General features: G+C 39.3%; 17 protein-coding genes. 16 read left to right on the forward strand and 1 reads right to left on the reverse strand.

Annotated elements, in window-relative coordinates:
- Positions 1–32 precede the first annotated feature (32 nt).
- The 4 genes from QM406_RS01050 to QM406_RS01065 all read left to right on the forward strand — a co-directional run bounded on the left by QM406_RS01050 (position 33) and on the right by QM406_RS01065 (position 2617).
- On the forward strand, positions 33–968 hold the full coding sequence (locus tag QM406_RS01050) for a manganese-dependent inorganic pyrophosphatase (RefSeq protein WP_414273153.1): 936 nt from the start codon (positions 33–35) through the stop codon (positions 966–968).
- 53 nt (positions 969–1021) lie between these two features.
- A complete protein-coding gene (locus tag QM406_RS01055) occupies positions 1022–1348 on the forward strand; it encodes a DUF2568 domain-containing protein (protein ID WP_414273154.1) in 327 nt (108 codons plus the stop codon).
- A gap of 122 nt (positions 1349–1470) precedes the next feature.
- The gene (locus QM406_RS01060; protein ID WP_414273155.1) at positions 1471–1983 is read left to right on the forward strand and encodes a YiiX/YebB-like N1pC/P60 family cysteine hydrolase; all 513 of its coding nucleotides are present in this window, start codon (positions 1471–1473) and stop codon (positions 1981–1983) included.
- The gene (locus QM406_RS01065; protein WP_414273156.1) at positions 1967–2617 is read left to right on the forward strand and encodes a DUF1803 domain-containing protein; all 651 of its coding nucleotides are present in this window, start codon (positions 1967–1969) and stop codon (positions 2615–2617) included. Before QM406_RS01060 ends, QM406_RS01065 begins: the two co-directional genes overlap by 17 nt.
- A gap of 34 nt (positions 2618–2651) precedes the next feature.
- Here QM406_RS01065 and QM406_RS01070 read toward each other — a convergent pair whose 3' ends face one another.
- A complete protein-coding gene (locus QM406_RS01070; RefSeq protein ID WP_414273157.1) occupies positions 2652–4097 on the reverse strand; it encodes a UDP-N-acetylmuramoyl-L-alanyl-D-glutamate--L-lysine ligase in 1446 nt (481 codons plus the stop codon).
- A gap of 105 nt (positions 4098–4202) precedes the next feature.
- Here QM406_RS01070 and QM406_RS01075 point away from each other — a divergent pair, with 105 nt between their 5' ends.
- The 12 genes from QM406_RS01075 (at position 4203) to QM406_RS01130 (ending at position 20776) form a co-directional block, all read left to right on the forward strand.
- On the forward strand, positions 4203–5825 hold the full coding sequence (locus QM406_RS01075) for a putative polysaccharide biosynthesis protein (RefSeq protein WP_414273158.1): 1623 nt from the start codon (positions 4203–4205) through the stop codon (positions 5823–5825).
- 201 nt (positions 5826–6026) lie between these two features.
- Positions 6027–7985 carry a peptide ABC transporter substrate-binding protein gene (locus QM406_RS01080; RefSeq protein WP_414273159.1) on the forward strand — a complete coding sequence of 653 codons (1959 nt, stop codon included), beginning with the start codon at positions 6027–6029 and terminating at the stop codon, positions 7983–7985.
- Between the two features lie 145 nt (positions 7986–8130).
- On the forward strand, positions 8131–9225 hold the full coding sequence (locus QM406_RS01085; RefSeq protein WP_414273160.1) for a cystathionine gamma-synthase: 1095 nt from the start codon (positions 8131–8133) through the stop codon (positions 9223–9225).
- A 4-nt stretch (positions 9226–9229) separates the two neighbouring features.
- Positions 9230–10396 (forward strand): MalY/PatB family protein, encoded by a 1167-nt coding sequence (locus tag QM406_RS01090; RefSeq protein WP_414273161.1) that lies wholly within the window; start codon positions 9230–9232, stop codon positions 10394–10396.
- A 91-nt stretch (positions 10397–10487) separates the two neighbouring features.
- The gene (locus QM406_RS01095; RefSeq protein WP_414273162.1) at positions 10488–13574 is read left to right on the forward strand and encodes a DEAD/DEAH box helicase; all 3087 of its coding nucleotides are present in this window, start codon (positions 10488–10490) and stop codon (positions 13572–13574) included.
- A 58-nt stretch (positions 13575–13632) separates the two neighbouring features.
- Positions 13633–14229: a cystathionine gamma-synthase gene (locus tag QM406_RS01100; RefSeq protein ID WP_414273163.1), complete on the forward strand. Its 597-nt coding sequence runs from the start codon at positions 13633–13635 to the stop codon at positions 14227–14229.
- An 11-nt stretch (positions 14230–14240) separates the two neighbouring features.
- Positions 14241–15575, forward strand: a complete 1335-nt coding sequence (murC, locus tag QM406_RS01105; RefSeq protein ID WP_049503371.1) for a UDP-N-acetylmuramate--L-alanine ligase — start codon at positions 14241–14243, stop codon at positions 15573–15575.
- 8 nt (positions 15576–15583) lie between these two features.
- The gene (locus QM406_RS01110; protein WP_414273164.1) at positions 15584–16099 is read left to right on the forward strand and encodes a GNAT family N-acetyltransferase; all 516 of its coding nucleotides are present in this window, start codon (positions 15584–15586) and stop codon (positions 16097–16099) included.
- Positions 16096–16590, forward strand: a complete 495-nt coding sequence (locus QM406_RS01115) for an N-acetyltransferase family protein (RefSeq protein WP_414273165.1) — start codon at positions 16096–16098, stop codon at positions 16588–16590. The genes QM406_RS01110 and QM406_RS01115 overlap by 4 nt, the downstream gene beginning before the upstream one ends.
- 75 nt (positions 16591–16665) lie before the next feature.
- Positions 16666–18483 carry an endolytic transglycosylase MltG gene (gene mltG, locus QM406_RS01120; RefSeq protein WP_414273223.1) on the forward strand — a complete coding sequence of 606 codons (1818 nt, stop codon included), beginning with the start codon at positions 16666–16668 and terminating at the stop codon, positions 18481–18483.
- A gap of 354 nt (positions 18484–18837) precedes the next feature.
- Positions 18838–19320, forward strand: a complete 483-nt coding sequence (gene greA, locus QM406_RS01125; RefSeq protein WP_000818756.1) for a transcription elongation factor GreA — start codon at positions 18838–18840, stop codon at positions 19318–19320.
- An 82-nt stretch (positions 19321–19402) separates the two neighbouring features.
- A complete protein-coding gene (locus QM406_RS01130) occupies positions 19403–20776 on the forward strand; it encodes an amino acid permease (RefSeq protein WP_414273166.1) in 1374 nt (457 codons plus the stop codon).
- Positions 20777–20824 lie beyond the last annotated feature (48 nt).

Below are 20824 nucleotides of genomic sequence, written 5' to 3' on the forward strand. Positions count from 1 at the left end.
CAATAGAGTGAATAAAGAAACGAGGTATAATCATGTCTAAGATTCTAGTATTTGGTCACCAAAATCCAGATTCAGATGCCATCGGGTCATCTGTAGCCTTTGCTTATCTTGCAAAAGAAGCTTATGGCTTGGATACAGAAGCAGTAGCTCTTGGGACTCCAAATGAAGAAACAGCCTATGTATTGAACTATTTTGGTGTAGAAGCACCACGTGTTATCACATCTGCTAAAGCAGAAGGGGCAGTGCAAGTTATCTTGACGGACCACAATGAATTCCAACAGTCAGTTTCAGATATTGCTGAAGTAGAAGTTTACGGTGTGGTAGATCACCACCGTGTGGCTAACTTTGAAACTGCAAGCCCACTTTACATGCGTTTGGAACCAGTTGGATCAGCATCTTCTATTGTTTACCGTATGTTCAAAGAGCATGGTGTAGCTGTGCCAAAAGAAATTGCAGGTTTGATGCTTTCAGGTTTGATTTCAGATACCCTTCTTTTGAAATCTCCAACAACTCACCCATCTGATAAAGTGATTGCGCCTGAATTGGCTGAATTGGCTGGCGTGAACTTGGAAGAATACGGTCTTGCTATGCTCAAAGCTGGTACCAACTTGGCAAGCAAATCTGCAGAAGAATTGATCGACATCGATGCTAAGACTTTTGAACTCAACGGAAACAATGTCCGTGTGGCTCAAGTGAATACAGTTGATATTGCTGAAGTATTGGAACGCCAAGCTGAAATCGAAGCTGCCATCCAAGCCGCAAATGCAGCTAACGGCTACTCTGACTTTGTCTTGATGATTACAGACATCGTCAACTCAAACTCAGAAATTTTGGCTCTTGGTTCTAATATGGACAAGGTAGAAGCAGCCTTCAACTTCAAACTTGAAAACAACCACGCTTTCCTTCCAGGTGCTGTTTCACGTAAGAAACAAGTGGTACCACAATTGACTGAAAGCTTTAATGGGTAATATTTAAGAAATATTTGGAACTGTTAATTTGACTATTTATAGAAGGTGATAGCATGATGAGATTGATTGAAGGGCTACGCTTTTTGGTTGAGGTTGTGGCAATCCTTGGTCTTTTCTCCGTATCTGTAATACAAATTTCTTGGCTGGAAAAATTCCTATTTTTTCTTCTAGCAGTTCTATTAATCTTATTTTGGGCGCGATATATGGCTCCAAAATCTCCACATGCTTTTAAAAAATGGCGTCGCCTCGTTGCTGAGACATCGATTTTTATTTTAGTTAGTGGTAGTTTTTGGTATTTGTATGGATTGCAAATAGGAATCCTCTACTTAGCTCTGTCTTTTGTAAGTTTAGTGCTACTTTATTATTTTCAGCTAGAGTGATTCTTGGAATATAGTTAATGAATTATTTAAATGGTAATTTTTTAACTAGAGATTGACACGAGAAAACTATGTTTTCTATATAGCTAAAGGAGTTTCGGCTCCTTTTTTGCTAGGAGAGAAGTATGTTAGAAAATGGCGATTTGATTTTTGTGAGAGATGATTCGGATATAGGACAGGCCATCCAGGAATCTACTGGTCACTATAGCCATGTGGCCATCTTTTTGGACGGACAGGTTTATCATGCAACGGTTGAAGGAGGTGTCATTGCACAATTACCTGAAGATTTCTTTGAACACGGGAAAGTATATGACCTCTATAGCTATCCGAAAATCGATAGCAAAGAAGTCAAGAAGCTGGCAGAGAGCCTTTTTGGAGACCCCTACAATGCTTCCTTTTATCCAGATAGGGATGGTTTCTATTGTTCCCAGTATATAGCAGAAATTCTCCCTATTTTTGAGACCATTCCCATGAAGTTTGGGGATAATACACAGGAAATCAGTGATTTCTGGAGAGAATATTATCGAGATTTGGGGCTTCCTGTACCTCTGAATCAGCCTGGCACCAATCCCAGTCAATTAGCAACATCTCATCTTTTAGTTTGTAAAGAAAGGAATCTTCATGATTCAGATTTTTAATCCATCACGTTTGACACGACAAGCATTTTTTAAAGACTTGGTTGACTATCTTGACCAGCATGATGAAGTTATCCTCCGCGAAATCAAGGCTCAGTTTCCAGAGGTTCCAGTTGACAAGTATTTGGAGGAATATATTAAAGCGGGTTTGATTTTGAGAGAAAATAAACGCTATTATCTCAATCTCCCATTTCTAGAATCTACAGAATCTCTTGAACTAGACCAAGAAATCTTTGTGAGAGATGATAGTCCAATCTATCAAGAAATCCTGGAGAAAGATTTTCAGACCGAATTGCGCAATCAAACCAATGCAGCTATCTTAGAAGAGCATACAGATTTTGCAAGAGAAAAGATGACCTTGTCTAATTACTTTTATAAGGTCAAACACCAGTATCCACTGACGGAAGAACAGCAGGCGCTCTACGGAATTTTAGGGGATGTCAATCCTGAGTATGCCCTCAAGTACATGACTACCTTTTTACTCAAGTTCCTCAAAAAAGATCAACTCATGCAGAAACGACGTGATATCTTTGTTGATAGTTTAGTCTTATTAGGTTACATCCTTCAAAATGAAGATGGGAAATACGAGTTAGCTGTAGAATTTGACAAAGAAAGACTCATATTTATAAAAAAATAAAGGCTAGGAAATTTCCTAGCCTTCTTTTAATTTATTATAGATAACGTTCAGCGATGGCTGCATCTCCAGGGTAGTCTTCCTTCTTGCCTTGGACGATTTGGTAGCAGTCTGCTCCTTTACCAGCGATAATCACAGCGTCCAGTTCTTGACTTGTAACAGACATAGCAGCCTTGATAGCTTGCTCGCGATCGACAATCTTTTCTACAGGATGGTTGATATAACTACTGATTTCATCTGCAATATCCAGTGGATCTTCATAGTTTGGATCATCAGCTGTTAGAAAGACTTGAATTTCAGGATGTTGATCGAGGAGAAGTCCGAAGTCCTTACGACGGCTTTCTCCCTTGTTTCCAGTTGAACCAAGTACTAAAGCAATCTTTCCAGTTTGATGAGTTTCAACGACAGAAATAAGTTTTTTAAGACTGTCACCATTGTGGGCGTAGTCGATGAAAACTTTTGCACCATTTTTCTGAGTGAGAACTTCCATACGACCAGGTACGCGAGTAGTCGCAATCCCTTTTTTGATGTCTTCAAGACTAGCACCTAGACGAAGACAAGCAAGTCCTGCAGCAACAGCATTCTCTTGGTTGAAATGTCCAATTAGTTGGATGTCATAATCTCCTGCTAATTTACCAGTAGCTGAGAAGTTAAAGGCTTTGGAGTTTTCAATCTGGTTATTTGACTGGCTACCGTAGAAGTCATGCTCTTGGTTCACAACTTGTTCTTTCAGAATAGAGAAGTGGTCCATATCGCTATTAATGACAACTGCTCGGCTATTTTTCATTAAGAGGCGTTTATGATAGAAGTAATCTTCAAAAGTCGGATGTTCAATAGGACCAATATGGTCTGGTGTGATGTTGAGAAAAACTCCCACGTCGAAAGTTAAACCATACACTCGATTTACCAGATATGCTTGGCTGGAAACTTCCATTACCAGATGAGTTCTACCATTTTTAACCGCTTGAGCCATCATATCAAAGAGATCAATATTTTCAGGTGTTGAGAAGGAAGATTTGAAGAAAGTTTTGCCGTCTAAAGTTGTATTCATTGTCGATAAGAGGGCTGTTGGGTAGCGTTGGGACAAGATATGATAGGCAAAGTAAGCCGCTGTTGTTTTTCCTTTAGTGCCAGTGAAAGCAAGGATTTTCAGTTTCTCCTGAGGGTTGCCATAAAATTCCATGGCAATCAAACTCATGGCCTTTTTGATATTGTTAACAACAATAACAGGAATACCAACTTCATAATCCTGTTCAGCCACGTACCAATTAAGCCCTTGTGCGATAGCTGAAAATAGATATTCTTTTTTAAAGGCAGCTCCTTTTGCAAAAAATAGAGTATTTTCTTTGGTTGTTCGGCTATCGTAACTGATGCTGTCAAAAATAACATCGTTGTAGTTGTAGTGGTAATGTCCTTGGTCGATAATCTCACGGAAGAGACCATCTTTCTTTAAAATATCTAATATAGTTTCAATCTTTATCATACTTTCTATTGTAAACCGAAAGTCTGAATTTTACAAGTAACAAGGAAAAGTTTATAATGGAATATAAGGAACATTTCCTAGTTATTAAAATTGAATGAGGAAGTTATGTCTAACGAAAATAATCATCAGCAGGCCCAGATGTTACGCGGAACTGCCTGGCTAACGGCTAGTAACTTTATCAGTCGCCTGCTTGGGGCCATTTACATCATCCCTTGGTATATCTGGATGGGGACTTATGCTGCTAAGGCTAATGGTCTCTTTACTATGGGTTACAATATCTATGCTTGGTTCTTGTTGATTTCGACAGCAGGTATCCCTGTGGCAGTCGCAAAGCAAGTTGCCAAGTATAATACCATGCATGAGGAAGAACATAGTTTTGCCCTGATTCGGAGTTTCCTAGGCTTTATGACAGGACTTGGTGTGATCTTTGCTTTAATCTTGTATCTCTTTGCCCCTTGGTTAGCAGACCTTTCGGGTGTTGGTAAGGAGCTCATCCCCATTATGCAAAGTCTAGCTTGGGCGGTCTTGATTTTCCCATCCATGAGTGTGATTCGTGGATTTTTCCAAGGGATGAATAATCTTAAGCCTTATGCCATGAGCCAAATCGCTGAACAGGTCATTCGTGTTATCTGGATGCTCTTAGCAACCTTTATCATCATGAAGCTGGGTTCAAAAGATTATATATCAGCAGTTACCCAGTCTACCTTTGCGGCCTTTGTGGGAATGGTAGCTAGTTTTGCAGTCTTGATCTATTTCCTATACAAAGAAGGAATGCTTCAAAAAGTTTTTGAAACTCGAGATAAGATTGATAGTAAAGGTCTCTTGATTGATACCATTAAGGAAGCTATTCCTTTTATCTTGACTGGTTCGGCTATTCAGCTTTTCCAAATCTTGGACCAAAATACCTTTATCAATAGCATGAAGTGGTTTACCAACTATAGTAATGAAGACTTAATTGTCATGTTTTCTTATTTCTCTGCCAATCCTAATAAAATTACTATGATTTTGATTTCGGTTGGAGTTTCGATCGGTAGTGTAGGATTACCACTTTTAACTGAGAACTATGTTAAGGGTGATTTGCAGGCAGCTGCTCGGTTGGTGCAAGATAGTATCACCATGCTCTTCTTATTCTTACTTCCAGCAACTGTTGGAGTAGTCATGGTAGGAGAACCCCTCTATACAGTCTTTTACGGTAAGCCAGATAGTTTGGCTATGGGCTTGTTTGTTTTTGCAGTCTTACAGTCAACTATTCTTGGTTTGTACATGGTCTTATCCCCTATGCTTCAAGCCATGTTTAGAAATCGCAAGGCAGTTCTTTACTTTGTCTATGGATCCATTGTTAAGATTGTTTTACAATTACCATCGATAGCGATTTTCCATAGTTATGGTCCTTTAATTTCAACGACAATTGGTCTCATCATTCCAAATGTCTTGATGTACCGAGATATCTGTGAGGTGACAGGTGCACGTCGAAAGATTATTCTGAAGAGAACAATCTTAGTTACTATTTTGACTTTAGTCATGTTTATTCTGGTAGGCCTCTTACAATGGATTCTTGGATTTGTTTTCCATCCAACTGGACGTTTCTGGAGCTTCATCTATGTCGCCCTAATCGGAACAATCGGTGGTGGTCTCTACGGAGTCATGTGTCTCTATACTCGTCTCTTGGATAAGGTTATTGGACAGGCTCAAGCAGATCGTCTACGGGCACGTTTAAAACTATCATAAAGATTTATAAATAAAATGAATAATTTGAACTTTCAACTCTAAAAAAGTTTAAATTGTTCATTTTTTTATTTAAAAAATAGGATAAAATATAAAATTAGTAGAAAAAAATCTATAATTTGGTAAAAATTAGATAAAATTGCTTGACTAAAAAAAACAATAGCTGTATAATGATACAAATATTTAAATTTGGAGGTTCTGGAAATGAAAAAGTCTAAGGCAAAATATCTGACGCTGGCAGGCCTTGCCCTAAGTGCCGGTCTACTATTGGCGGCTTGTAGCAACTCAGCTAGTTCAACTAAAACATACAACTATGTCTATCCTAGCGATCCGTCTAGTTTGAACTATCTTGCAGAAAACCGTGCAACAACCAATGACATCGTTACCAATTTGGTAGATGGGTTGATGGAAAATGACCAATACGGTAACTACGTTCCATCCTTAGCAGAGGATTGGAGTGTTTCTCAGGACGGTTTGATATACACTTATAAACTTCGTAAAGATGCTAAGTGGTATACCTCTGAAGGTGAAGAATATGCTCCAGTAACTGCCCAAGATTTTGTAACTGGTTTGAAATATGCTGCTGATAAAAAATCCGAAGCTTTGTACCTGGTTCAAGATTCTGTAGCAGGTTTGGATGACTATATCAACGGTAAAACAACTGACTTTTCAACTGTCGGTGTTAAGGCGATTGACGACCAAACAGTTCAGTACACTTTGACACGACCAGAATCTTATTGGAATTCTAAAACAACATCAACCATTCTCTTCCCTGTCAATGCAGACTTCCTGAAATCAAAAGGGGATGATTTTGGTAAGGTGGATCCTTCTAGCATTTTGTACAATGGACCTTTCTTGATGAAATCCTTTGTTTCAAAATCTGTTATCGAATTCAAGAAAAATCCCAACTACTGGGATGAAAAAAATGTCTTTGTGGATGATGTGAAATTGGCCTATTATGATGGTAGTGACCAAGATGCACTGGCTCGTAACTTTGTAGAAGGAGTCTACAGCTACGCACGTCTCTATCCAAATAGCTCAAGCTTTGAAGGAATTAAAGAGAAGAACAAAGATAACATCATTTATAGTATGCAAAATGCAACTTCTTATTACTTGAACTTCAACTTGGACAGAAAATCTTATAACTTCACGTCTAAATCCTCAGATATCGAAAAGAAATCAACTCAAGAAGCAGTTCTGAATAAAAACTTCCGTCAAGCCTTCAACTATGCATACAACCGTACAGCCTATGGAGCACAATCTCAAGGGGAGGACGGAGCAACGAAGATTATTCGTAACCTAGTTGTACCTCCAACATTTGTAAGTATCAACGGAAAAGACTTTGGCGATGTTGTTTCAGAAAAGATGGTCAACTATGGCCAAGAATGGCAAGGAATCAACTTTGCAGATGCACAAGACCCATACTACAATCCTGACAAGGCTAAGGCTAAGTTTGCAGAAGCTAAGAAAGAATTGGAAGCTAAGGGTGTGCAGTTCCCAATCCACTTGGATGTATCAGTTGACCAATCAGCTAAAAAAGGTGTACTTGAAGCAAGCTCTTTGAAACAATCCATCGAATCTGTCTTAGGGGCTGAGAATGTGGTTATCGATATTCAACAATTATCAACAGACGACTATGATAACTCTAGCTACCTAGCTCAAACCGCAGCTCAAAAGGATTTTGATATTTATAATGGTGGTTGGAGTGCTGACTACTTGGATCCATCAAGTTATCTTGATATCCTAAATGTTAATAATGGGGGTATGTTGCAAAACATTGGTCTAGAACCAGGTGAGGTAAATGACAAGGCTAAGGCGGTTGGACTGGATACTTACACTCAAATGCTAGAAGAAGCGAACAAGGAGCAAGAACCAGCAAAACGTTATGAAAAATATGCTGAAGTTCAAGCTTGGCTCGTTGATAGCGCTCTTGCAATTCCAAACGTTTCTCTTGGTGGAACACCGACCTTGAGAAAGACAGTTCCATTCTCATCGCCATTCTCACAAGCAGGAAATAAGGGTGTCGAATCATACAAATATCTCAAGTTGCAAGATAAGACTGTAACGGCTGATGAGTATGAAAAAGCTAAAGAAAAATGGCTAAAAGAAAAAGAAGAATCTAACAAAAAAGCCCAAGAAGAATTAGCTAAACACGTTAAATAATCAGTCAGTGCAACAGGAAAAACGATAGTTTCTCAGGAAGCTATCGTTTTTGTATAGTTTGAAACTATAACTAGCTCTTGAAAACAAGAAAACGAAGGATACAAAATAAGTGGTACAATAGTTACTATAGATTTGGAGGTATTGTATGAGTAAATCATTTCACATCAACACAATTTTAGCACAAGCAGGGATCAAGTCTGATGAAGCAACAGGTGCTTTGGTTACACCTATTCACTTTTCAACGACTTATCAGCACCCAGAATTTGGTCAATCAACGGGATTTGACTATACCCGTACCAAAAACCCAACTCGTAGCAAGGCAGAGGAAGTCTTGGCAGCTATTGAATCAGCCCACTATGCTCTAGCAACTAGTTCAGGTATGTCTGCGATTGTGTTGGCCTTTAGCATTTTTCCAGTAGGAAGTAAGGTTTTGGCTGTCCGTGACCTTTACGGTGGTTCTTTCCGTTGGTTCAATCAAGTGGAACAAGAAGGACGTTTCCACTTTACCTATGCCAACACAGAAGAAGAGCTAATTGCAGAGCTAGAAAAGGATGTGGATGTACTCTATATCGAAACGCCAACCAATCCTTTGATGTTGGAATTTGATATTGAAAAATTGTCAAAATTAGCTCATGCTAAGGGTGCTAAAGTTGTCGTGGACAATACCTTCTATAGCCCGATTTACCAACGTCCAATTGAAGATGGAGCAGATATTGTCCTGCATTCAGCGACAAAATACCTTGCAGGCCATAATGATGTTCTAGCTGGTGTAGTTGTGACAGATAATGCTGATTTATATGAAAAACTCTTTTACAATCTCAACACGACAGGGGCTGTTTTGTCACCATTTGATAGTTATCAATTGATTCGTGGTCTTAAGACCTTGTCACTTCGTATGGAGCGCTCAACAGCTAATGCTCAAGAAATCGTAGCCTTCCTAGAACAATCACCTGCTGTCAAAGAAGTCTTGTATACAGGACGTGGGGGGATGATTTCCTTTAAAGTAGCTGATGAGAAGCGTATTCCTCATATCTTAAATACTTTGAAAGTATTCTCTTTTGCTGAAAGTCTGGGTGGTGTAGAAAGTCTGATTACCTACCCAACTACTCAAACCCATGCAGACATTCCTGCAGAGGTTCGTCATTCTTATGGACTGACTGATGATCTCTTGCGCTTGTCTATTGGTATTGAGGATGCTAGAGATTTGATTGAAGATTTGCGTCAAGCCTTGGAAGGATAAAACTATGGGAAAATATGATTTTACGACCTTGCCCAATCGTTTTGGACATCATACCTACAAATGGAAAGAAGCAGAGACTGACCGAGAAGTATTGCCAGCCTGGATTGCTGATATGGACTTTGAAGTCTTACCTGAGATTCGTCAGACTGTCCATGACTATGCTGAGCAATTAGTCTATGGCTATACCTATGCTAGTGATGGCTTGATTGAAGCAGTTCAAGACTGGGAAGAAAAACACCATGCTTATCGTTTTGATAAGGATGCTCTAGTCTTTATCGAAGGAGTAGTACCAGCCATTTCAACAGCCATTCAAGCCTTTACCAAAGAAGGTGAAGCAGTGCTCATTAACACACCGGTATATCCACCTTTTGCTCGGAGCATTAAGCTTAATAATCGTCGATTAATCACCAACTCTCTAGTAGAAAAAAATGGACTTTTTGAGATTGACTTTGACCAACTGGAGAGGGACTTTGTCGAAGAAAATGTGAAACTCTACGTTCTCTGCAATCCTCATAATCCTGGTGGACGTGTTTGGGAGAAAGAAGTCTTGGAAAAGATTGGACAACTGTGTCAAAAACATGGGGTCTTGCTGGTATCTGATGAGATTCACCAAGATTTAGCCTTGTTTGGAAATAAACACCAGTCATTCAATACGGTAAATGAAGATTTTAAAGGATTTTCACTGATTTTAAGTAGTGCTACCAAGACCTTTAACATTGCTGGGACCAAGAATTCTTACGCCATTATCGAGAATCCAAAGTTGAGAGTGGCTTTCCAAAAACGCCAGCTGGCTAATAATCAACATGAAATCTCAGGTTTGGGATATTTGGCAACAGAAACTGCCTATCGCTATGGGGAGGATTGGTTGACAGAACTCAAGGAACTGATTGAGAAACACATCAATTATGCAGTGGATGTATTTGGCAAAGAAACTAAAATTAAGGTCATGAAACCTCAAGGGACCTATCTCATTTGGCTTGATTTTTCAGCCTATGACCTGACTGATGAAAAATTGCAAGAGCTTTTGAGAAATGAATCCAAGGTTATCCTCAATCGTGGTTTGGATTTTGGGGAGGAAGGAAGTCTCCATGCCCGCCTCAATGTAGCCATGCCGACATCTGTCTTGGAAGAAGTTTGTCAACGAATTCTAACCACTTTCGCTAACCTTTAACAAGCTAGCCTTCTGGGGGAAAAGTACCCTAGAAGGCTATTTTCATAGGAAGAAATGTGGTATAATTAGGAGATAAAGAAAAGGGGAACATATGGCTAAATTGATTCCAGGGAAGCTTCGAATGGAGGGAGCTCAACTCTACGAAACTAGTCAGATTAAAATTATCAAAGAGAAAGACCATCGTCTCTATGCGCGTGTAGCAGATGAAGAAATTCGCTATAGCCTGGATGATGATTTGGTTTTTTGTGCTTGTGATTTTTTCCAAAAAAGAGGGTTTTGTGTGCATTTGGCAGCACTAGAGCATTACCTGAAAAATGATCCGATTGGTCAGGAACTCTTGGGAAATCTGGAAAATGTGCACGAACAGAAAGAAGAAGTTGAAACTCAGGTTACTTTTGGAGGAAAGTTTTTAGAATCCATTCAAATTCCTAGTCTTTCTGAAATCTATCAGTTGTCTGCTCAGGGGCAGATTGAAGCAGGGACTAATCGCATTATTTGGACTTTGAGAGTCGGTCTTATCCAGACGCAGAAATTTTATGTAATTCGAGATATCCCCCTTTTTCTGAAGGTGTTAGAAACTAGTAAACCCTATATGATTGGAAAGTTATATGAAACTTCCTTGAATATTCGTCAGTTTGATGAAAGTAGCCAATTTGTTCTGAATTTCCTTCAAGGAATTGTAGAAGATGAGGTTGAAAATGCCCTCTTTTTCCAAAATCAAGGTCGTCATCTCTATTTCCCGCTGTCTTTTTTTGAGCAGGGTGTTAGTCTGCTGATGGGCTTAGATGCATTCCAATTTGACCATCAGATTTCAAGCTACCCTCATCTTGTATTTCAAGATTTTGATGGTCAAGCAGGCTTATTTACCTTTAAAATTGAAGAAAAATCCAACTATTATGAGATGGAAATTGTCCAACAGGTAGGACTCAATTCATTTTATAAGGGACAAGTCTTGTTTACAAAAGGTACATTTTATCTTCTGTCTAAAGAACAAGCTAGACTTATAGAAAAATTAAAAAAAGTATCTATCGATAAAAGTGGTAGAAAGATTTTACAATTTGATACTAGTGATCGAGATCTTTTAGCTTCGACCTTGTCGCAGTTTAAAGACATAGGAGAGGTAAAAGCCCCTGATGCGTTTCAAATTCAGTCTTTCCGACCTTCGTTCTACATGGAAGGAGAAGAGGACGGTTCTATTCGTTTGGATATGCAGTTTCAATATGAAACTTGCTTAGTAAGGAATCGCAATGAACTGGAGAGTCTTCCATTTGCTAGTGATATTCAACTAGAGAAAGAGATTTTTCAACTAGCCCTATCAGCTGGATTTGAAGCAGATTTTCGTTCATGGCGTCAAAGTTTGAAATCTGATGCAGTTCATGCCTTCTTTCAGGAAGTATTACCATCCTTTGCAGCGCTTGGAGAATTAAAGATTTCTGAGAGTTTGCAAGACCTTTATCAGGTTCAGAAGCCTCAAGTACACATCTCATCCAAGGGAAGCCTATTAGAAATTCAATTTGATTTTCAAAATATAGATCAAGAAGAAATCGATCGAGCGATGAAAGCGCTAGTTGAGAAGCAGGATTATTACATCAGCTCTTCGAATCAGGTTTACTATTTCGATGATCAGACCAAGCGTATCCGTCAGAATTTAGAAGAATTAGGGATAGAGGACCTACAAGATGGAGCTTTTCGAGTTCGTAAATCCCTAGCTTATACTCTATCTCATCTATTTAAGGACCAGGATCAAATTTCTTTCACCGAAGAATTTCGCAATCTGGCCCATGATTTGACGCATCCAGAAGATTTTCCGATGAAAGTGCTGAATATCCAAGCAGATCTCAGGGATTATCAGAAAAAGGGAATTCAGTGGCTGCAGATGCTCCATCATTATAGCTTTGGCGGTATTTTAGCAGATGATATGGGGCTTGGGAAAACCTTGCAAACCATTGCCTTTTTAAGTAGTCAGGTTCAAGCAGATACTAGTGTCCTAATCCTTGCTCCATCTGGCTTAATCTATAACTGGGCTGATGAATTTCAAAAGTTTGCTCCAGATTTGGATGTCGCGGTCGTGCATGGCTTAAAATCTCATCGAGAGTCAATTTTGGCAGAAAATCATCAGATTTATGTGACAAGCTATGCTACTTTCCGTCAAGATAGTGAAATTTATCGAGACCTATCTTTTGATTTTCTTTTTCTAGATGAAGCTCAAGTGATGAAAAATGCACAAACGAAGATTGCTCAAAGTTTACGACGATTTGTGGTTCCATCTGTCTTTGCACTATCAGGAACACCGATTGAAAACCATCTGGGAGAACTCTGGTCGATTTTTCAGATTGTCTTACCAGGTCTCTTACCTGCTAAGAAAGAATTTATGAAACTATCAACGGAGAGGGTGTCTCAATTTATCAAACCCTTTGTCATGAGACGAAAGAAAGAAGAGGTTTTGACAGAGTTGCCTGACTTGATTGAAGTCGTCTATAAGAATGAACTGGAGGATCAACAAAAAGCTATCTATCTTGCTCAACTGCAACAGATGCAGGAGCGTTTGGGACAGGTAAGTGATTCGGAATTTCAACGGAATCGCGTCGAAATTTTAACAGGTCTCATGCGTCTGCGTCAGATTTGTGATACGCCTGCTCTCTTTATGGAGAATTATCAAGGAGAGAGTGGGAAGTTGGATAGTTTAAGAGATTTGCTGGTTCAGATTGCTGAAGGTGGACATCGTGTACTTATCTTCTCTCAATTTAGAGGCATGCTGGATCGTATTGAGCAAGAGCTACCTGACTTAGGTCTGACATCCTTTAAAATTACTGGTTCAACGCCTTCTCAAGAACGTCAGGAAATGACCAAAGCCTTTAATCAAGGTGAGCGCGATGTATTTTTAATTTCCCTAAAGGCTGGCGGGGTCGGTCTCAATCTCACTGGTGCCGATACAGTCATTTTAGTAGACTTATGGTGGAATCCTGCAGTTGAATCGCAGGCTATCAGTCGCGCCCATCGTATGGGGCAAGAGCAAGCTGTTGAAGTTTATCGCCTTGTGACTCGAGGTACAATTGAAGAAAAGATTCAAGAATTACAAGAGAAAAAGAAAAATCTTGTTTCTGAAATCTTGGATGGAACAGAGTCTCGTGGCAGTCTGAGTCTAGCTGAAATACGAGAAATTTTAGGGATTTCATGAGCCTATACTTGAAAAATCAAGACATTACGCTATAATGGAGTATTGAAAGGAAATAAATATGACACAAAAACGATTTCCAATAGTGGCAGATGATGAAGTCATGTTGACAGAAATGCCAGTTATGAATCTCTACGATGAGTCTGATTTCATCAGTAATATAAAAGGTGATTACCAAGACAAAAACTACTTGGAATGGTCTCCAATCACTGAAGACAAAAAGCAAGAGGAAGTCAAACCTCTTGTAAAACCGATTGAGAAAAAAGAAAAATCCTATGCTGAATTAGCGCGTGAAGAAGCGCGCGCGGATTTGAAAAAGAAGCGCTCGGCTAGATATTTGACTCAGGATGTAAGTCATACGAGACGTCAACCGAAGACAAGCCATGTGCGTCCAGCAAATCAACCGACAGCACCTTTTCAAAAGGAAAATCCAGGAGAATTTGCGAAATATAGTCAGAAGTTAGGTCAGTCTCACTATATTTTAGCAGAAACCGTTTCTCAAGTGGAACATCCAATTTCAGATGGTGAAACAAGTCATTCCAAGAAAAACAATTATGACTTTTTAAAGAAAAGCCAAATTTATAACAAAAAAAGTAAACAAAAAGAACAAGAACGTCAAGTGGCACAAGAGCTCAACTTGACTAGAATGAGCGAATAGAGGGGAAGAAAATGGCAAAAACCTATCATTTTATCGGAATCAAAGGATCAGGTATGAGTGCCTTGGCTTTGATGTTGCATCAAATGGGGCACAAGGTGCAAGGTTCTGACGTTGAAAAGTACTACTTTACACAACGTGGACTAGAGCAAGCAGGGATTACAATTTTACCGTTTGATGAAAAAAATCTTCAAGGAGATTTAGAAATTATCGCTGGTAATGCCTTCCGTCCAGATAACAATGTTGAAATCGCTTATGCTGACAAAAATGGTATCAGCTATAAACGTTATCATGAGTTTCTTGGTAGCTTTATGCGTGACTTTATCAGTATGGGAGTTGCTGGTGCACACGGTAAGACTTCAACAACTGGGATGCTTTCTCACGTCTTGTCACACATCACTGATACAAGCTACTTGATCGGAGATGGTACAGGTCGTGGTTCTGAAAATGCCAAGTATTTTGTCTTTGAATCAGACGAGTATGAGCGCCATTTCATGCCATATCATCCAGAGTACTCTATCATTACTAACATCGATTTTGACCACCCAGACTATTTCACAAGCTTGGAAGATGTCTTCAACGCCTTCAATGATTATGCCAAACAAATTACTAAAGGCTTGTTCGTTTACGGTGAAGATGCTGAGTTGCGTAAGATTACGGCTAATGCTCCGATTTACTACTATGGTTTTGAAGCAGAAGGTAATGACTTCGTAGCAAGTGACTTGCTTCGTTCTACTACAGGTTCAACCTTTACCGTTCACTTCCGTGGTCAAGAGTTGGGCCAATTCCACATTCCAACTTTCGGTCGCCACAATATCATGAATGCCACAGCAGTGATTGGTTTGCTTTATACTGCTGGCTTTGATTTGAATTTAGTGCGTGAACACTTGAAGACTTTTGGTGGAGTGAAACGTCGCTTTACAGAAAAGATTGTCAATGACACTGTTATCATCGATGATTTTGCTCACCATCCAACTGAAATCGTAGCGACTCTTGATGCTGCACGTCAAAAATACCCAAGCAAGGAAATCGTGGCTATCTTCCAACCGCATACTTTTACTCGTACAATCGCCTTGTTGGATGATTTTGCTCAGGCCTTGAATCAGGCTGATGCGGTTTACCTCGCACAAATCTATGGATCTGCTCGTGAGGTGGACCATGGTGATGTCAAGGTAGAAGACCTTGCCAATAAAATCAACAAGAAACATCAAGTTATCACAGTTGAAAATGTTTCTCCACTCCTAGACCATGACAATGCTGTCTATGTTTTCATGGGAGCTGGCGATATCCAAACTTATGAATACTCATTCGAACGTCTCTTATCTAATTTGACAAGTAATGTTCAGTAAGGAAGATCATGGAATTTCCAATTAAAATCAGGGAAGCACAGCAATCAGATATAAATCAGATTTGCTTGATCCAAGAAAGTATTTCAAACTCCCTAGAAATATTGAATAGAGAAATAATAGAAGAACGTATCCGCAAGCATGCGGGTACGTTTCTCTTAGCTAGCCTTAATGAAGAAATCATTGGTTATATCATTGGTGACGAACTCACTAAGTTCACTCAAAGTGATTCTAGGAAGCAGCTTGAAGCAGCAATTCCTGACACGAATGATTTTATCACTATTTTAGATCTCGCCGTCCATCCTGATTATCAAGGACAAGGATTTGGGACCTTATTGTTGGGAGCTATGAAGGAGTATACTTTTCAGAAAAATAGCCAAGGTCTCTATTTGCTGTCTAGGGATGAATTGCTGGCTTACTTTGAGATGAATGGATTTCTTGACCGAGGTTTAGCTGATGTGCCAACTAGTAGTGAAACTTATTTTCATATGTTTTGGGCAAATCCCTATTTTCAGGAGGAAAGATGATTATTAGACAAGCAAGGCTTACAGACCTTGATCGTATCCTAGAGATTGAGTTGGAAAATTTCTCTGCTGAGGAGGCTATTCCAAGATCTGTCTTTGAAGCTCATCTAAAGGAAATTAAGACCAGTTTTTTAGTAGCTGAAAAAGAGGGCGAAATACTAGGCTATATTGAGGGACCAGTAGTCCCTCATCGATATTTACAAGACCAGTCCTTTACAGAAGACATTAAAGATTATAGCCATCAAAAAGGTGGCTATATCTCTGTGACTTGTCTATCCATTGCTAAGAAAGCTCAAGCTTTAGGTGTCGGACGAAAATTATTGACGGCTTTAAAAGATCTCGCTCTTGAGCATGAGCGTGAGGGAATCAATCTAACCTGCCACGACTATCTCATTGGCTACTATGAGAAACATGGTTTTGTGAATGAAGGAAAATCCAAGTCGACTTTTGCTGGTGAAGAATGGTATGATATGGTCTGGGAAAACACGAATTAGGCATCAGAAAGGCATCTATGGTTGCTTTTCTTTAGTTTTTGAGATATAATATTATGGATTATCAACAAGGAGGTAATACCTTTGAGCGAAAATTCTCGAGAAGAAGAAAAGTTAAGTTTTAAAGAACAAATTTTAAGAGACTTAGAAAGATTGAAAAGAGAAGAAGAGGTTAACGCTACCGAGAGTGGTAAGGATGAGCTTTTCTCTGATTTCAGTAATCTTTCAAAGACAGATGAACTAGTGAAAGAGCCGTCTGTAGAAGACTTGATGGAAGATTCAGTTTCACTAGTGGATGAACTATTTGCTAATGCTCCAACAGTTCCACCACGTCCATCTTTGTCATCAGAAGAACCTGTTGAACCAGCTGTAGTTCCAGAAAAAGTTACACCTGCAGAACCAGCTGTGGCTCCAGAAAAAGTTACACCTGCAGAACCAGCTGTAGTTCCAGCAGAAGTTACACCTACAGAATCCGCAGTAGCTACAGAACCAGTAGTACCTACTGTAGATCCAGTTGAATCTCATGTACCTGCTCAGCCGGTTCAAGAAGAGAAAGAGTTCAATGCTAATTCGACAAGGATTCCAGTTTCTTATCGTACGAATCAGGCCAAACCAAGTCCTGCTCGAAAGAATATTAAACCTCAACTGAAACCAACAGTTCTTGCAAAAGAAACTCCAAGTCAAGAACCAGTTGCTCCAGTTGAAACTAGAACGGAGCTTCCTAGAAGAAGTCGTAAAGAATCAGTGAAACCAATCAAGAAAAAGAAAAAATCACGCTTGAAAGGATTTTTCGTAACAGTATTTGTTTTATTGATTTTACTAGGTGTGGGTGGATTCTTTGGTTACCGTTATGTCGAATCTGCACTCCAACCGGTTGATGCTAATTCAAAACAGTATGTTACGGTTCAGATTCCAGAAGGGGCCAATCTCCAGCAAATTGGTGACACTTTAGAAAAATCTGAATTGGTAAAACACGGTTTTATCTTTAGCCTTTATGCTAAGTATAAAAATTATTCTGATTTGAAATCTGGTTACTATAATTTGCAGAAGAGCATGAGTACAGATGATATCATCAAAGAATTGCAAAAGGGTGGAACGCCTCAACCTCAAGAAGTTGCACTTGCAAATCTTACAATCCCTGAAGGATATACCCTTGATCAAATCGCACAAACAGTTGGTCAGCTTCAAGGAGACTTTAAAGAACCTTTGACTGCTGATGCCTTCTTGGCAAAAGTGCAAGATGAAACCTTCATCTCTCAATTAGTTGCTAAGTACCCAACCCTTCTCGGAAGTCTACCAACTAAAGAAAGTGGTGTTCGTTATCGTTTAGAAGGGTACCTATTCCCAGCAACTTATGCTATCAAAGAAAGCACAACTATTGAAAGCTTGATTGATGAAATGGTGGCAACTATGGACAAAAACTTGTCAGCACATTACACTGCAATCAAAGAAAAGAACTTGACAGTGAATGAACTCCTCACCATCGCATCACTTGTGGAAAAAGAAGGATTGAAAACTGACGATCGCAAACTGATCGCTGGAGTCTTCTATAATCGTTTGAACCTTGGTATGCCACTTCAAAGTAACATTGCTATTCTCTATGCAGAAGGTAAGCTAGGACAAAATATTAGCTTGGCAGATGATGCAGCAATTGATACAACAATCAATTCACCGTATAATGATTATACGAACCTTGGCTTAATGCCTGGCCCAGTAGACAGTCCAAGTCTGGATGCAATTGAAGCAAGTATCAATCAAACTAAGAGCGACTATCTCTACTTTGTAGCCAACGTACAAGATGGTAAGGTTTACTTTGCAACGACACGAGAAGAACATGATCGAAACGTTGCAGAGCATGTCAACAGTAAACTGACACAATCAAGCAGTTCAAACTAACTCTTAGAACAAGATTTGCGATTAAATCCGTGAATGTAGAAGAGAAACTATCTTTTTACGGGAATAGCAAGTCACACCAGTCTTTCCGCTATGATTAGAAACGCCTGAAATTCACAAGTTTTAGGCGTTCGGAAATTACGAAAGTAAAACACCTACCTCTTATTTGAACCTGAGTCTAGAAGTGATAGAATCATTCGGTTTAGGCACAGATTTTAAAAGGTCGATACTGACTAAAATCATTCAAGGAAAGCTTTAAAAAGACTTTGTCTTCATTGTAAAATTATGTGGTTTACCACATAATTTTGCTTTACTACCTAAAGAAATATAAATTTAATCAAAAGAAAGTTGAGAAAAATGGCAGAAAAAACATATCCGATGACCCTTGAAGAAAAGGAAAAACTCGAAAAAGAATTAGAAGAGTTGAAACTAGTTCGTCGTCCAGAAGTTGTAGAACGCATCAAGATTGCGCGTTCATACGGTGACTTGTCAGAAAATAGTGAGTATGAAGCAGCTAAGGACGAGCAAGCCTTCGTTGAAGGACAAATCTCTAGCTTGGAAACAAAAATCCGTTATGCTGAGATTGTCAATAGCGATGCGGTTGCTCAAGATGAAGTTGCTATCGGGAAAACAGTCACTATCCAAGAAATTGGTGAAGACGACGAAGAAGTATATATCATCGTGGGATCAGCGGGTGCAGATGCCTTTGCAGGTAAAGTATCAAATGAAAGCCCAATTGGGCAAGCCTTGATTGGTAAGAAAACAGGTGATACTGCTACGATTGAAACACCTGTAGGAAGCTACGATGTTAAAATCTTAAAAGTAGAAAAAACAGTTTAATAGGAATGAAAAGAAGGAGTAGATGTAGGGAAAGCGCTTCCCATCACTCCTTTTCTTAATTCTAAAAACTAGAGGAGACTATATGAGTTCAGAAAATAAGCACAAAAAGAAAAATAAAATGGAACGTGGGTTAACAAATCGCCATGTTCAAGTCATGGCCATTGCGGGAACAATTGGGACTGGACTGTTTCTAGGAGCTGGTCGCTCTATTAGTTTAACAGGACCTTCCATTGTTCTAGTCTATATGATCACGGGTGGCTTTATGTATCTTATGATGCGTGCTATTGGGGAAATGTTGTACCAAGATCCGGAGCAACATACCTTTATCAACTTTATTACGCGTTATCTAGGTCAGGGTTGGGGTTACTTCTCAGTCTGGTCATACTGGCTTTCAGTAGTATTTATCGGAATGGCCGAGATTACGGCTATCTCTCACTATGTTCAATTTTGGTTTCCATCATGGCCATCTTGGTTGATTCAGGTTGTATTTCTGACAATACTTGGCTTGGTGAACTTGATTGCTGTTAAAATATTTGGTGAAGTAGAATTTTGGTTTGCCATGATTAAAATTGTGGCTATTCTTGCCATGATTGCCACAGGGGTATTTATGGTATTGACAGGCTTTGAAACACCTCATGGATCTGCGAGCATAACAAATATTACCGATCATTTCTCTCTTTTCCCAAATGGAGTTGTGAACTTTGTCATGGCTTTTCAAATGGTATTTTTTGCTTATCTGATGATTGAATTTATTGGTGTAACCACATCTGAAACTAAGGATCCTCGGAAAGTATTGCCTAAGGCGGTTAAGGAAATTCCTTTGCGAATTATCTTTTTCTACGGTGGAGCTCTCTTAGCCATCATGTCTATTATTCCTTGGCGTGAACTTTCTGCAGCAGATTCACCATTTGTGACAGTGTTTGAACTTGTTGGTCTTAAGTGGGCAGCAGCCTTGATTAACTTTGTAGTTTTGACTTCAGCAGCGTCAGCCTTGAATTCAACTCTTTACTCAACAGGTCGTCACTTGTACCAAATTGCCCATGATTCACCAAATCGTTTCTTGAAAGCTATTAAGGCAGACACGCTCTCACGTCACAACGTTCCTCAGAATGCAATCATTGCTTCTGCCGTATTGATTGGTTTTGCAGCCTTCATCAATGTACTTCCTGGCGTATCAGATGCCTTTGCTTTGATTACGGCTTCTTCATCAGGTGTTTATATCGCCATCTACATCTTGATCATGGTAGCCCATCTCAAGTATCGCAAGTCTAAAGACTTCATGGCAAATGGCTATCTCATGCCTCAATACCGCTTGCTAAATCCTCTGACCATGCTCTTCTTTATCTTTGTATTTGGAACACTCTTTTTACAAGACTCTACATTTGTAGGAGCAATCGGTTCAGCTATCTGGATTGTCGCATTTGGTATTTATAGCCAATGGAAATTTAGAAAATAAGTTTTACTCTCATCAACTTAGGTTGGTGAGTTTTTTAGTTTGACAGTT

Source organism: Streptococcus infantis (assembly GCF_047465035.1).
GTDB classification, from domain to species: Bacteria; Bacillota; Bacilli; order Lactobacillales; family Streptococcaceae; genus Streptococcus; species Streptococcus infantis_T.